General features: G+C 58.6%; 13 protein-coding genes and 1 riboswitch. Of the genes, 10 read left to right on the forward strand and 3 right to left on the reverse strand.

Translation table 11 applies throughout. The features are described 5' to 3' along the window. The first annotated feature begins 172 nt into the window (after positions 1-172). From HMPREF9238_RS06390 to HMPREF9238_RS06405, 5 genes are all read left to right on the forward strand, one after another. On the forward strand, positions 173-430 hold the full coding sequence (locus HMPREF9238_RS06390; RefSeq protein WP_016444639.1) for a phosphoribosylformylglycinamidine synthase subunit PurS: 258 nt from the start codon (positions 173-175) through the stop codon (positions 428-430). Beyond that, entirely contained in the window at positions 427-1,104 is a 678-nt protein-coding gene (gene purQ / locus HMPREF9238_RS06395; protein WP_016444640.1) for a phosphoribosylformylglycinamidine synthase subunit PurQ, read from the forward strand. Before HMPREF9238_RS06390 ends, purQ begins: the two co-directional genes overlap by 4 nt. Positions 1,105-1,216: 112 nt before the next feature. After that, a complete protein-coding gene (locus HMPREF9238_RS09075; protein WP_156824407.1) occupies positions 1,217-1,411 on the forward strand; it encodes a hypothetical protein in 195 nt (64 codons plus the stop codon). 14 nt (positions 1,412-1,425) lie between these two features. After that, positions 1,426-3,879 carry a phosphoribosylformylglycinamidine synthase subunit PurL gene (purL, locus tag HMPREF9238_RS06400; protein WP_040316809.1) on the forward strand — a complete coding sequence of 818 codons (2,454 nt, stop codon included), beginning with the start codon at positions 1,426-1,428 and terminating at the stop codon, positions 3,877-3,879. Between the two features lie 237 nt (positions 3,880-4,116). Further along, entirely contained in the window at positions 4,117-5,862 is a 1,746-nt protein-coding gene (locus HMPREF9238_RS06405; protein ID WP_016444642.1) for a helicase HerA-like domain-containing protein, read from the forward strand. Here HMPREF9238_RS06405 and HMPREF9238_RS08895 read toward each other — a convergent pair. Continuing rightward, positions 5,859-6,011 (reverse strand): hypothetical protein, encoded by a 153-nt coding sequence (locus HMPREF9238_RS08895; RefSeq protein WP_156824408.1) that lies wholly within the window; start codon positions 6,009-6,011, stop codon positions 5,859-5,861. The genes HMPREF9238_RS06405 and HMPREF9238_RS08895 overlap by 4 nt on opposite strands. A 140-nt stretch (positions 6,012-6,151) precedes the next feature. Here HMPREF9238_RS08895 and gdhA point away from each other — a divergent pair, with 140 nt between their 5' ends. Together gdhA and HMPREF9238_RS06415 are read left to right on the forward strand one after the other, a co-directional pair. Continuing rightward, on the forward strand, positions 6,152-7,486 hold the full coding sequence (gene gdhA / locus HMPREF9238_RS06410) for an NADP-specific glutamate dehydrogenase (RefSeq protein WP_016444643.1): 1,335 nt from the start codon (positions 6,152-6,154) through the stop codon (positions 7,484-7,486). Between the two features lie 66 nt (positions 7,487-7,552). Beyond that, complete coding sequence (locus HMPREF9238_RS06415) at positions 7,553-7,906, forward strand: sterol carrier family protein (RefSeq protein WP_016444644.1); 354 nt, start codon at positions 7,553-7,555, stop codon at positions 7,904-7,906. Between the two features lie 106 nt (positions 7,907-8,012). Here HMPREF9238_RS06415 and HMPREF9238_RS06420 read toward each other — a convergent pair whose 3' ends face one another. After that, the gene (locus HMPREF9238_RS06420; protein ID WP_040316810.1) at positions 8,013-9,686 is read right to left on the reverse strand and encodes a phosphoenolpyruvate--protein phosphotransferase; all 1,674 of its coding nucleotides are present in this window, start codon (positions 9,684-9,686) and stop codon (positions 8,013-8,015) included. Positions 9,687-9,857: 171 nt separating this feature from the next. Here HMPREF9238_RS06420 and HMPREF9238_RS06425 point away from each other — a divergent pair, with 171 nt between their 5' ends. Then, positions 9,858-10,115 carry an HPr family phosphocarrier protein gene (locus HMPREF9238_RS06425; RefSeq protein WP_016444646.1) on the forward strand — a complete coding sequence of 86 codons (258 nt, stop codon included), beginning with the start codon at positions 9,858-9,860 and terminating at the stop codon, positions 10,113-10,115. A gap of 82 nt (positions 10,116-10,197) precedes the next feature. Here the strand turns inward: HMPREF9238_RS06425 and HMPREF9238_RS06430 are convergent, their stop codons facing one another. Next, the gene (locus tag HMPREF9238_RS06430; protein ID WP_016444647.1) at positions 10,198-10,449 is read right to left on the reverse strand and encodes a DUF4235 domain-containing protein; all 252 of its coding nucleotides are present in this window, start codon (positions 10,447-10,449) and stop codon (positions 10,198-10,200) included. A gap of 130 nt (positions 10,450-10,579) precedes the next feature. Next, a riboswitch (TPP riboswitch) is annotated at positions 10,580-10,679 on the forward strand. A gap of 61 nt (positions 10,680-10,740) precedes the next feature. Here HMPREF9238_RS06430 and HMPREF9238_RS06435 point away from each other — a divergent pair. Together HMPREF9238_RS06435 and HMPREF9238_RS06440 are read left to right on the forward strand one after the other, a co-directional pair. Further along, a complete protein-coding gene (locus HMPREF9238_RS06435) occupies positions 10,741-11,802 on the forward strand; it encodes a thiamine ABC transporter substrate-binding protein (RefSeq protein ID WP_016444648.1) in 1,062 nt (353 codons plus the stop codon). Positions 11,803-11,821: 19 nt separating this feature from the next. Then, positions 11,822-13,525, forward strand: a complete 1,704-nt coding sequence (locus tag HMPREF9238_RS06440) for an ABC transporter permease (protein WP_016444649.1) — start codon at positions 11,822-11,824, stop codon at positions 13,523-13,525. Positions 13,526-13,537 lie beyond the last annotated feature (12 nt).

Raw genomic sequence — 13,537 nt, forward strand, 5'->3', positions numbered from 1 at the left:
TAGCCCTGTTGGCGGCGGAGCCACTTTTGTTCTAATTACAAGATTTTGCCGCAAAACTCGGCCGCTTCAAAATGGCGTCCAAATACCGCTCGGCCCCTGTTTTTCAAGTGCGGCGCTTGTAGCATTATTTTGTAAGTCAACCGCTTCGACTTACGTCGGGAAGGAAGAAGTGATGGGACGCATCAAAGTCGAAATTTTGCCGAAATTCGAGATTCTAGATCGTCAGGGTAAGGCCGTGATTGCCGCGCTTACGCGCGCTAACGTCACGGCCTTTAAATCTGTCCGGCAGGGCAAGACGTTCTACCTTGAAACTGAAGGCCCTGTAACCGAGGCTGATCTGGAAGCTGCACGAGAAGTTGCAGCTTCTGTTTTGTCTAATCCGAATATAGAGGACGTCGTGAGTGTTGAGGCGTTGGAGGACGAGCGGTGAAGGTTGGTGTTGTAACTTTCCCAGGCACGCTCGACTCGGCGGCTGCAACTCGCGCCGTGGAATTGGCGGGCGGGGAGCCGGTAGAACTGTGGCATGAAGACAGCGACTTGCACGGTGCGGATGCCGTGATTTTGCCGGGTGGCGCAACGTATGGAAACTATGTTCGCCCCGGTGGTCTCGCCGCACTATCGCCCATCATGGCCACTATTGCGGCGGCCGCGAAGCAGGGGCTGCCCGTCATCGGGATTGGAAATGGGTTCCAAATTCTTTGCGAAGCCGGCATTTTGCCAGGCGGTTTTGTGAACAACGAGGACGGCCGCTACATCTGTCGTGACGAGTCATTCAAGGTAAGTGCAGATTCTGCTTGGACGTCTAAGTACGAGCAGGGCGAGGAAATCACGCTTCCGCTTCGCACGGCGACAGCTCTCTACGTTGCTTCTGACGAGGTTTTGGAACAGCTGGAAGAGAAGAACTTGGTTGTGCTCCGTTTTGTCCACAACCCCACTGGTTCTGCCGCTGACATTGCGGGTATTCGTAGCGAGGCGGGGAACGTGGTTGGTGTGATTGCCAGCCCCGAGAATGCGGTTGAGGCCGGTTTTGGTCCAGAAACCGCTACTGGGCCGGGCGCTGGCACGGATGGGTTGCGGATTTTCACTTCGGTTATCGCGAAGTAGCCCAATCTCAAAGAGTTACACGCGGGGGATTCAAGTCGGGAAGATTTTGCTTCTGCGGGCTGTGAAAAACTCGCTTTCTTAACAACTCCAAAACCAGGTTATCCACAAGCTCGTGGAAACCTTGAAAACTCAATACACAGGTGTGGACAACTTGGTGGATAACCTGTGGATCAACGCCGTGAACGCATTTGAACACGCAGAAAAATCGCCAGGAAATAACAGCAAACACGTTAAACAGTGGTGGATATCACGAGGCGTGTTTGGTTTGTTCACACGTGTAATAGGCAAGACGGAATGGCAATGGTGAACAAGGAAGAGAATATGGGCGCGCAGACCATCTCTAACGTCATTTTTGAAAACCCTCGCCCAAGTGGGGTGCCCGACACGGTGGAGAACGCGAAAGCGACTCCGAATGAGGAAATGCCGTGGCACTCGCTTGGTCTTAAAGAAGATGAGTACAACAAGATCGTCGAGTTGCTTGGGCGCCGCCCCACGATCGCGGAGCTTTCCATGTATTCGGTCATGTGGTCCGAACACTGCTCCTACAAGTCCTCGAAGAAACATTTGAAAGAGCAGTTTGGGTCTAAGACCACCGAGGAGATGGGTAAGAACCTCCTGGTTGGGATTGGACAGAACGCCGGCGTTGTCGATGTTGGCGACGGTTGGGCTGTCACATTCAAGGTTGAGTCCCACAACCACCCGTCCTATGTTGAGCCCTACGAGGGCGCGGCAACGGGCATCGGTGGCTGTGTTCGAGACATTATTTCGATGGGTGCTCGCCCGATCGCGGTGATGGACGGCCTTAACGTTGGTGATCCCAACCATCCCGACACTGCTCGCGTGGTGCGCGGCGCGGTTGATGGCCTGGCTGGCTACGGCAACGTCTTGGGTGTGCCCGCCATCGGTGGTGAGACCACGTTTGACCCGTCCTACCAGGGCAATCCGCTGGTAAACGCCGTTTGTGCGGGTGCGGTGCGCCACGAGCATGTGCGTTTGGCCGATGCGAAGACGCCGGGCAACATGGTGGTTCTCTTTGGCGCCCGCACGGGTGGTGACGGCATTGGCGGTGCCTCGATCCTCGCCTCTGAATCGTTTGAAGACGACGAGTCGATTGCCCGGCCCACCGTGCAAGTTGGCGACCCGTACATGGAAAAGCAGATCATCGAGTGCCTCATGGAACTGTTTGACGAGGGCGTGATTGAAGCTATCCAGGATCTTGGTGCTGCGGGAGTTTCCTGCGCCACCTCGGAACTGTCTTCAAATGGGGGGACGGGTATGCACATTCATCTGGAGAACGTGCTGCTGCGTGACCCCACGTTGACGGCCGGTGAAATCCTCATGTCGGAATCGCAAGAGCGCATGATGGCAACTGTTGCTCCAGAAAATATGGATGAGTTTTGGCGCATTGCAACCAAGTGGGGTGTGGAAGGCTCGGTAATTGGTGAGGTCACTGACACGGGCCGCCTCATCATCGACCACTTCGGACACCGCATTGTCGATGTGGATCCGAAGACGGTTGCCCACGACAGCCCGGTTTACGACCGTCCATACGCCAGGCCCAAGTGGCAGGACGCGCTGCAGACGGACACGTCTGAAAAGCTGGCTCGCCCGGCCTCGGGTGAGGAAATCGGCGAGCAAATCAAGACGATCATCACCTCTGCCAATGGTGCTTCCAAGAAGTGGATGACCGACCAGTTTGACCACTACACGCTGGGTAACACCGCGATGACCGCGCCCGATGACGCGGGCGTTGTGCGTGTAGACGCAAGTACGGATCGCGGTATCGCAATGGCGATCGACTCCAACGGTTGGTTTACTAAGCTTGATCCGTACGAGGGAGCGAAGCTCGCGCTGGCGGCGGCCTACCGCAACGTGGCGGCCGTGGGAGCGAATCCAATCGCAATCTCGGACGGCCTTAACTTCGGTAATCCGGAGGATCCGGACGCGATGTGGCAACTCGTGCAGGCCATGACCGGCCTTGCCGATGGGTGTAAGCAGATGGGCATTCCGGTGACCGGCGGTAACGTGTCGCTCTACAACTCCTCTGGCACGCAGATGAGCCAACCCGACTCGTCAATCAACCCCACGCCGATGGTTGTCATGCTGGGCGTAATCGACGATGTGAAGCGCGCTCGCCCGTCCGGCTGGTTTGAGCAGGGCATGGCAATCTACTTGCTGGGCGACACTGCGGAAGAGTTGGACGCTTCGGCGTGGGCACGCGACGTGCACGGCCATTTCGGCGGCCTTCCCCCCAAGGTGGACTTGGACGCAGAAATGGCGCTTGGCCGCGTCATCCACGCCCTCGTGAACACTGATGGCCCGGATGGTCAGCCGCTGATTCACGCCGCACACGACGTGGCAGAAGGAGGCCTTGCGCAGGCGCTTGTGGAGATGGCAACGCGTCGCGGGATCGGTGCCAACATCGACCTGTCCGCGTATGTCAAGGCGCAGAAGATCAGCGACTTCGTGGCGCTGTTCTCCGAATCCACTGGCCGCATGGTGGTTGCACTTCCCGAGGGCGCAGTTCCAGCTCTCACCGCCGCTGCGCAAGCCGAGGGAGTCAGCTGCACACGCATCGGCCTTTCGGGAGGCACGTTGCTTACCATCTCGGGCTTTGACCAGCTGGGGGATGCGGGCGGTTTTGATGCACAGGTGCTTGCTGAGGTTTCGGGCGAGAGTATTCCCGAGGGCGCCTGCCAGTCCCGTCCACTCGTGTTCCGGGTGCGTGAGCTTGCCGAGCAGATGGGCGCGGTGATCCCGGGTCTATTCGCCTAACCGGTTGAACCTACAAGAGAGGGGGTCTGTGGCTTTTGCCGCAGGCCCCCTTAGGTCGACCGGTTCCGCAGAACTAAGCTGACAACTTTTCTTCGCGGCGGCCCGAACCTAGAACCAGTATTTATGACTGCGCCGCCGAGTGCAAAATTTTTCGCAGTTTTTGGGTGCTTTCACCCGGGTGCATTATCAACGCGGGTTTGCAAACTATCTGCGGGTGCCCGGCGATACTATGAACGCATGAGTGACATGCCAGATCTTGAAGCATTGAAGAAGGCGGCCGAGGCCGCCGCTGAGCAGGCCGCTGCCGCCCAAGCGGAGCTTGAAGCCGCGATGATAGCCGCTGTTGCGGATGATTCCGTCATCGGCCAGATTGCCAGTGGTTACCGGTTTGAGGGCGAAACCTTGCCGCTTGGTGTTGCGCTAGACGAGGGGCAGGCGGTGCCGGCCGCCAAAGTGGGATTGCCGTTGGAGATGATGAACCGGCACGGCCTCGTTGCTGGAGCTACAGGAACGGGCAAGACGCGAACGTTGCAGCTGATGGCGGAAGGGCTGTCTGATGCGGGCGTGCCCTCGTTCGTGATGGACATTAAGGGGGATCTGACGGGTTTGCTGGAACCGGGCGCCTCGTCAGAAAAACTCCTTGAACGCACGGAGGCGCTGGGTCAAGAATGGAAGGCAAAATCATTCCCCGTGGAGCTTTACAAGCTTGGTGAGGGCGGGGTTGGTATACCGATCCGCACGTCGTTGTCAGATTTTGGGCCGCTGTTACTCGCCCGCGTGCTGGATCTGAATGAGACGCAAGAGTCTGCCCTGCAACTGATTTTCCACTGGGCGGACACACAACGCCTGGCCCTCATTGACATGAAAGATCTGCGCTCTGTTGTGGGCTACCTAACGGGGGAGGGCAAGGAAGAACTCAAGACGATTGGCGGTATTTCTCCAGCAACAGCCGGAGTGATCCTGCGTAAGGTTGCTGCCCTGGAGGCTCAGGGCGGTGATGTGTTCTTTGGCGAGCCGGCTTTCGACACCTCAGACTTACTTGAAACCAGGGGAGGGGCAGGCGTCATTTCTGTGCTGGAGCTTCCTAACGTGCACGACCAGCCGGCGCTGTTCTCCACGTTCGTGATGTGGTTGCTCGCCTCCTTGTTCCAGACTTTGCCGGAGGTGGGGGATCAAGAGAAACCAAAGCTCGTGTTCTTCTTTGACGAGGCTCACCTGCTGTTTAACGGGGCTTCAAAAGCCTTCCTGGCCGAGGTTGTGAAAACCGTTCGGTTGGTGCGCTCAAAGGGCGTGGGTATCTTTTTCGTTACGCAAACCCCCAAGGACGTTCCCGAGGACGTCCTGGCTCAACTGGGGGCCCGCGTGCAGCACGCGTTGCGCGCGTTCACGCCTACGGATGCGAAGAAGTTGAAAGAGACGGTTTCTACGTTCCCAACTTCCCCATTTGATCTGGGGCAGATCCTCACTTCGTTAGGAACTGGCGAGGCCGTGGTGACGGTGTTGGATCGGAAGGGGCGGCCAACTCCGGTTGCTCCCACGCGCTTGTACGCGCCGGCGGCGAATATGGGGGAGGCGAGCCCCGCTTTGGTGCAGCAGAATGTGGCGTCTTCGCCAAATCTGGCTAAGTACCAGGATGCGGTGGATCCCGAATCTGCTTTCGAGCTACTTGAAGAACGTTTGGAGGCCGAAGCGCGAGCCCGTGAGGAAGAGGAACAAAGGGCGGAAGAGCAAAAGGCGCTCGACGCCAAGGCGAAGGAGCTGGAAAAGGAGCTTGCTCGCCAGGCAAAAGAGCGAGAGAAAGAGTTGGAGCGCGAAGCGAAAGCGCGAGAGCGAGAATATGAGAAGGCCCAGCGTGAAGCGGAGCGAGCGGCACGGGCAGAGCAGGCGCGGCGCGAGCGTTTTGCTGACGACCTCATGCGCACGGCCGGCCGCACCCTAACCAGGGAAATCACCCGCACTCTTTTTGGCACGCGCAGACGCTAACCTGGAGGCGCGGACGGCGGATTAGTGTTTGGATTGACGCTGAAGTCGGTGACCTGGCCAATCACAATAATGTTGTCACCGTCGTCGTAGGTTGCCCACGGCGTGCCCGTGAAGTAGGAAGATTTGTGCGCAGGGGTAACGCATACCACTATCGGAAAATGAGAAGAGGAGCGCAGAAGTTTCTAAGTGAAGGTCGAGATGGTGTTTACTGTTTTATGACCGAGTTTTTCCTATTCGGATATTCATCCGCGCGTGGCGAAAGGCTACGCAGGTCAAGAGGGAGACGAAAATGAAGAGAATTGAAGAGGTCTACGAGGAAGTCCTAAACCGAAATCCCGCAGAACCCGAGTTCCACCAAGCCGTACACGAAGTGTTGGAAACCCTCGCTCCCGCAATTGAGAAGCACAGCCGCTACCAGGACTACGCCCTCCTGGAGCGTCTTGTTGAGCCTGAGCGTCAGATCATTTTCCGGGTTCCGTGGATCGATGATGAGGGCAAAGTTCAGGTGAACCGAGGCTATCGTGTTGAGTTTAACTCCGCGCTTGGCCCGTACAAGGGTGGCCTGCGCTTCCACCATTCAGTAAACCGAAACATCATCAAGTTCCTCGGTTTCGAACAGATCTTTAAGAACGCTCTCACCGGCCAGGGAATCGGTGGCGGCAAGGGCGGTTCTGACTTCGACCCGCACGGCAAGTCCGATAACGAGGTCATGCGCTTTTGCCAGTCATTCATGACGGAACTGTACCGCCACATTGGGGCGCAAACCGACGTGCCAGCCGGTGATATTGGCGTGGGCGCACGCGAAATCGGTTACCTGTTTGGCCAGTACAAGCGCTTAACCAACCGTTTTGAGGCGGGCGTGCTCACAGGAAAGGCGCTTGGCTGGGGTGGTTCGCTGGTGCGTACCGAAGCAACTGGTTACGGCGTGGTCCTCTTTGCGCAGTCGATGTTACAGACCAAGGGCGAGGGCCTGGCGGGCCAGCGCGTGGTTGTGTCTGGCTCGGGTAACGTGGCTACCTACGCGGTACAGAAGGTGGAGCAGCTGGGCGCGATCCCCGTGACCATTTCTGACTCGTCCGGTTGGGTTCACGACCCCGAAGGCATTGACGTTGAACTATTGCGCCAGGTGAAGGAAGTTGAGCGTGGCCGCGTGTCTGATTACGCAAGCCGTAAGAAGGGCGCGGAGTTCTATAAGGAAGGCTACGTGTGGGACGTTGCCTGTGACATTGCGCTACCTTGTGCAACTCAGAACGAGCTGAACGAGAAGGACGCGCGCACGCTCCTTAAGAACGGTTGCAAGGTTGTTGCCGAGGGAGCGAACATGCCGTGTACTCCCGAGGCTATTGAGCTCTTCCAAGAGTCGCGCATCCTGTTTGCTCCAGGCAAGGCCGCTAACGCCGGTGGCGTGGCAACTTCGGCCCTTGAAATGCAGCAGAACGCTTCGCGTGCACAGTGGTCGTTTGATCGGGCAGAACATGAACTTACCAAGATCATGGAGAAGATCCACGATGACTGCCTGGCCACCGCAGAGGAGTACGGCCAGCCGGGAGACTACGTGCTGGGCGCGAACATCACCGGTTTCGAGCGCGTAGCCGACGCAATGCTTCAGCACGGCGTCATCTAAGTAATCGAACAAATTCGATAAGCTGAAAAGCGTGGCCTTGGCCACGCTTTTTACTTTGGAGGAAGCATGCGCCAAATCGATGACGCGAAAGGCCTGGAGGCAGTGAACCAGTGGAGCGAGGGCGAAGCTGCGCGTCCCGTGGTTGCACTGGCAACCCGTTGGAGCCTGGGCAAACTAGAGAAGCTGCTTCCCGGCCACGCCGTGGAGGTGCGCGTGCCCCCGTTTGGGGCGGTGCAAATCCTGGGTGGAACCACGCATCGGCGCGGCACCCCGCCGGCGGTAGTGGAAATGAATGCCCACACCTGGCTTGAGCTAGTGACGGGAAGTGTGCAGTGGAGCGACGCCTGCGAAAATGGGGATATCACGGCTTCTGGACAACGCGCAGACCTGTCTGAACACTTCCCCCTTATCGGCTTCTAATGCCGGCAGACGCGGTGAATGCGCTCGCGGCGTAAGCCACGGATAGGCCCGCGCAAACCTGCTCACGCGTTTAGCGGGGCGCACCTTAGTTGGAGGTTGGAGTCGGCTAACCGTTAATGTCTAGCGCCTTGCGCACGCGGTAGCGCGCATCGCCCTGATCCCACGCGCCCAGCACGGCTACAGCGGCCGCCTGACACTGCTCCAGGGTGAACTGTGAAAGCTGCGCGCCAACAGCCTGCAATGCCGAGGGAGATATGGAAAGCGACGTGACGCCCATGCCGATCAGTACAACCGCAAGCAGTGGGTCAGCAGCGGCCTCGCCGCAAACACTCACGGGCGTGCCCGTCTGCTTGCCTGCCTGCGCAATCTGATTGATGAGGGCGAGTGCGGCGGGCTGCCACGGATCCGAATACTCAGCGAGGTCGGGCGATAGCCGGTCGGCCGCCATCGTGTACTGCGTGAGGTCGTTTGTGCCAATGGAGACGAAATCGACGAGCTCCATGAACTGCTGCGCCAGGATCGCGGTGGAGGGAACTTCTACCATAATGCCAGGAATCATGCCGCGCTCACGCACCAGGCTTGCAAACCATTCCGCTTCGGGCAGAGTGGAGACCATGGGTGCCATGACCCACGTTTTGTCATGCCCGTGAATCTTTGCCGCTGCTGCGATGGCATCAAGCTGGTGAGGAAGCAGGTCGGGGTAGTGACCGGATGTGCGCAAGCCGCGCACGCCGAGCGCAGGGTTTGCCTCCTCATGCAAAGTCGCGTAGGGGACGGGCTTATCCGAACCCGCGTCCAGCGTGCGAACAACAACCTTGCTGGTTGGGAATGCAGCAAATGCGGGCTCGTAAACCTGGCGTTGCGCCTCAATGGAAGGTTCGGACTGCGAGTCCAGGAAGCATAGTTCGGTGCGAAGCAAGCCAATACCTTGGGCTCCCACGCTGGCGGCCTCCTGCGCGCTCTCCCCATCGCGCACATTTGCGAGCAGCTCAATGCGGGTGCCGTCTGCAAGCCGTCCCGGGCCTTCCCACTGTTCAATCAGCTCACGTCGCTTGTGGTCTTCCTCCAGCTGGCCTTTAGCTTCTTCGGCGGTAACGCCAACCTGGATGGTGCCGGCGCGCCCGTCTATCAGCACGTATTCGTCCTCGGCAATGTTGGAAATATGACGGGCTGCAACGATGCAGGGAATGCCGAGTTGGCGGGCAATGATTGACGTGTGCGAGGTGGGTCCGCCCAGTTCGGTGACAAGGGCGAGGAACATGTCCGGGTCAAGTCCGGCGGTGTCTGCGGGGCTGAGGTCGTCAGCGAAGAGGACTACGGGGTGATCCGGCTTGGGAACGCCTGGTTCGGGCCGGCCTTCCAGGTGTGCGATCACGCGGTCACGCACGTCGCGCAAATCCGTGGTGCGTTGCGCCATGATGCCGCCCTGGCGTTCGAAGATGGTGACGAATTCTTCGGTTGCCTCCGTGGTGGCCTGAACGGGTGGAATACCGCGCGCAATGCGCTTCTTGACGCCCTTGCGCCAGGCCGGGTCGCTTGCCATGGACGCGCTCACTTCAAGCAGGGCGCAGGCATGGCCGGTAGCTTTCGAAGCGCGCGTGCGCAGGCTATTGACTACCGCATCTGCGGCGTCGTCAAACTGGGTCATTGCCGCTGGGCGTTCATGTTCGGGAAGGTCGGGTGCGTTGAGGGCAGGAATACTCGGCCTGCGCGTCCACGCCACAGGAGCATACGCGATGCCGTCCACAACGGGCGTTCCATATACAATTGACTGTTCCACGAGGGTCACCTTTGTTAAATCTCCGCAATATTTTAACAATACTCGAGTGGCGCTCATCCGGCGACGATCCTTCATGCACGCAGTCTTTTGTTATCAATCGCACTGAGTTGAGCGGGTAGTAACGGCTGGTTTTGTGAGAATGTAGAGGGGGCGAGCTCGCAAGGAGGCGAAATGTATACGCAGACAGTACGGGTAGGTTCCGAAGTGGGGCTACATGCCCGTCCAGCGGCTCTGATCGCTCGCAAAGCTCAAGAGTTTGAGGCCGCAGTTTTTGTAACTCTCGGTGATGAAACAGTCGAGGCTACATCCGGACTAATGATCATGACTTTGGGGGCTCAATATGGTGACGAAGTCGTGATCTCTTCTGAGGAGGAAGATGCTGTAAGGCAGGTTTCGAAACTTGTTGCGCAGGCGATAACGCCGCTGTAGTCGGATGCTGGAATGGTAAAAAGCCCGCAGACGCGGGCTTTTTTGGTGCCTTGGTAAGGCAGGTTGGTATCTGAGTTGAACCCTACGCTTCGCTGATGCGCGGGCCGAAGAATTTCTTGGTGCCTTTCAGCGCGTAGCGGCGCGTAACGGCAACGAGTACGCCGGAGATGACGGCAAACGCGATGAGCTCAGCGAACCTTGCCTGGTCTTCGTCCTCGCCCTGCGGGGAGGGGTGCCCGGTGACGAGCTTCCAGCCCTGGTCAACTACCTTGTTTGCTACGAGTCCGGATAGCGCTAGCGCGCCAGCGCTTGCGAGCTTGTATGGAACGTCCACGGATTGTTACCCCAATCTTGAAAGTAATGGCTTTTGTATCCATCATGCCTAGTTTTTGCCTGCCCCGCCAGATTTTGAGCTCATTGGGTGGGCAAGAATTAGATTGGATACGGCAGACAAGGTAGGCTCGTAACTGCGACAGGGGAGCGGTATTCCGCTGAGAGTGCGCGTTGCGCAGACCCTCGAACCTGACGGTTAGCACCGGCGTAGGAAGTCGAGTTCTCTAAACGCACTATAGGTGCGATTCTCCTGCACGCGACTGAACCGTACACGATTTGTGAGGAGAAGTTAATGAGGCGTGTTTGGGCTGGCGCGGCAGTTGCCGCAGCATTGGTTTTGGCCGGATGCTCGTCATCTACGGGCGGATCGGCGGAGGAATCTTCGCAGGTCCCTCAGGCCGACGCGGGCAAGGTCACGGTCGTGTCCTACGACTCGCTGGATCTGCCGGAAGACATGTTCACGAAGTTTAAGGAAGAAACGGGTTACGACCTGGAGATCTCCCAGGTTGGTTCGGGCGGCGAAATGGCAAACCAACTAGTGCTCACCAAGGACGAGCCGCTTGGTGACGTAGCGTTCGGCGTTGACAACATTTCGGCTTACCGTGCGGTCGTAGCGGGCGTGTTCTCCGACGACGGTGGCGAGGTACCCGCGTGGGCCGCGCAGCAACAGATCGAGGGAGCCCCGGGCTTGGTGCCGTTTGACCAGGGCGATGTGTGCGTGAACATTGACCACGAGTGGTTCAAAGAAAAGGGCCTGGAAGAGCCTACGACTTTTGAGGACCTTACAGACCCGAAGTACAAGGATCTGTTTGTGACGATGAACCCCGCCTCGTCCTCGGCAGGCATGGCCCTATTTGCCGCAACGATTGGCGCGTTTGGAGACGACTGGAAAGATTATTGGACGAAGCTGCGCGATAACGGCGTGAAGATAACCAAGGGATGGTCGGACGCATTCGGCGTGGATTATTCGGCAGGCGAGGGCGCGGGGCCGCGTCCTTTGATGACATCGTACTCGTCGTCGCCGGCCTACACGGCTAACGACGACCTAACCGAGTCCACCACGGGCGCGCTACTTAACACGTGTTTCCACCAGGTGGAGTACATGGGCGTGCTGAACGGGGCGAAGAACGTCCAGGGCGCGAAGGCGTTTATCGATTTCATGCTCCAAGTCCCGCAACAGGAAGTCATTTCTGAGTCGAACTACATGCACCCGATCAACCCGGAAGCAAAGACTCCGGAGGCGCTGGCGAAGTTCGGCAAGATGGCGGACAAGCCGTACCAGGTGGATGCGAAGACGATTGCAGAAAACCAACAGGAGTGGCTGCGCGAGTGGTCTGACCTGATGGGCCAGTAACCCCGGATTCCGGCTAAACATGGCTGATTTGAGGCGGGCACTCCCGGACCGCGCCCTACCACTGGCACTCACAGTGGTGGCGGTGGGAGTGCCCGTCATCTTTTTAGCGATATTTTTCCTGGCGCCCACGGCAAACCTGGTGGGGCGAGGATTCTTAGATTCGACAGGATCGCTGGATCTGAGCGGTTTTGTGCAGGTGTTGGGGCGGCCACGCACGTGGCGAGTGGTGTGGCAAACCGTGTGGATGGCCGTGGTGGCCACCGTTTTATCTGTGGCGCTGAGCGTGCCCGCCGCGTGGATATTGTACCGGCGGGCGTTCCCGCTACGCGGCGCGATTCGCGGGATTGTGGCTGTCCCGTTTGTACTGCCGTCAGTGGTTGTGGGCGTGGCTTTCCGGTCTTTGTTCATCGAGTCGGGGCCGCTTGGCTCGTGGGGTTTGGACGGTACCCACACGGCAATTATCATCGGCATGGTGTTTTTCAACTACTCGCTGGCGGTGCGCACAATCGGAAACATGTGGGTGCGTTTGGATCCGAAGATGGAGGAGGCGGCAGCGGCCCTCGGGGCGGGACCCGTGCGAGTGTTCTTCACCGTGACACTGCCTCGCCTCATGCCCGCATTCGCCTCAGCGGCCGCAGTGATTTTCCTGTTTTGTGCAACCTCCTTTGGCCTCGTCCTCATTCTGGGTGGTACACGCACGCAAACTGTGGAAACAGAGATTTACTTCCTCACCAGTGGACTACTTGATCTGCGATCCGCGTCGGTGCTGTCAGTTGTGCAACTGATCGTGATCGCGCTTGCCCTGTGGATGGGTTCGCTTGCTCGCGGGGCGGGAGCGGCCACGCAAAAAATGCGTACGGACCTGGCCCCGCAGCCGCTTAGACGAGCGGATATTCCCGCTCTAGTCGCAACTTTGGTGCCCGTGCTAGTGCTACTGGTGGCGCCCATGGGCTTGCTGGTGTGGAGGTCCTTGCACCGCTCTGGCCAATTCACGTTCGTTAACTATCAAGACCTATTCAACGCGGATGCCACCAAGTTCTTGCAAACCTCGGTGGTGACTGCAACCGTGCGCTCTATCGAAATTGCGCTGATTGCAATGGTGACCGCCGTGGTGATTGGCGGCCTGGTATCGATTGTGATTACTCGCCGGCCGAAAACCCGCGCAGGAAAAGGAGCATTAAAGTTCCTTGATTCCCTGTTCATGCTTCCCCTGGGCGTGTCCGCCGTGACCGTCGGATTTGGCTTCCTAATCACGTTGAACCGCCCGCCACTGGACTTGCGGGGTTCGTTCTGGCTGATCCCAATGGCGCAGGCGATGGTGGCCATTCCGCTAGTTGTGCGGGTAGTCAGCCCCGTCCTTGCCTCTATTGATCCGCGCCAAAAAGAGGTGGCGGGCGTGCTGGGCGCCGGCCCGCTTCGCACCCTGTTTGCAGTTGAAGGACCGTACGCCATCCGATCCCTGGCAATCGCGGCGGCGTTCGCGTTCTCAATGTCTCTTGGCGAGTTTGGCGCCACCAGCTTCCTAGCTCGCCCGGCTAACCCGACGCTTCCAGTGGCAATCTTCCGGCTGATCTCGCAGCCGGGCGCAACCGAGCAGGGCATGGCGCTCGCGGCATCGGTCTTGCTGGCACTGCTATCCGGCTCGGTGATGGCGATTGTGGAGGCCGTAGTGGATCGCTCGTCTCGAACCGGCCCCAGCGTCAAGCTTGTAAAAAGCGTGTAGGGAAGGGAAAAC

The organism is Gleimia europaea ACS-120-V-Col10b (assembly GCF_000411155.1).
In the GTDB taxonomy this organism is placed as follows: Bacteria; Actinomycetota; Actinomycetes; order Actinomycetales; family Actinomycetaceae; genus Gleimia; species Gleimia europaea_B.

Bases quoted from the DNA above. Each gene is read 5' to 3' on its own strand.
- HMPREF9238_RS06390 (WP_016444639.1), top strand. From the start codon at position 173: ATGGGACGCATCAAAGTCGAAATTTTGCCGAAATTCGAGATTCTAGAT.
- purL (WP_040316809.1), top strand. From the start codon at position 1,426: ATGGGCGCGCAGACCATCTCTAACGTCATTTTTGAAAACCCTCGCCCA.
- HMPREF9238_RS06405 (WP_016444642.1), top strand. From the start codon at position 4,117: ATGAGTGACATGCCAGATCTTGAAGCATTGAAGAAGGCGGCCGAGGCC.
- gdhA (WP_016444643.1), top strand. From the start codon at position 6,152: ATGAAGAGAATTGAAGAGGTCTACGAGGAAGTCCTAAACCGAAATCCC.
- HMPREF9238_RS06415 (WP_016444644.1), top strand. From the start codon at position 7,553: ATGCGCCAAATCGATGACGCGAAAGGCCTGGAGGCAGTGAACCAGTGG.
- HMPREF9238_RS06425 (WP_016444646.1), top strand. From the start codon at position 9,858: ATGTATACGCAGACAGTACGGGTAGGTTCCGAAGTGGGGCTACATGCC.
- HMPREF9238_RS06435 (WP_016444648.1), top strand. From the start codon at position 10,741: ATGAGGCGTGTTTGGGCTGGCGCGGCAGTTGCCGCAGCATTGGTTTTG.
- HMPREF9238_RS06440 (WP_016444649.1), top strand. From the start codon at position 11,822: ATGGCTGATTTGAGGCGGGCACTCCCGGACCGCGCCCTACCACTGGCA.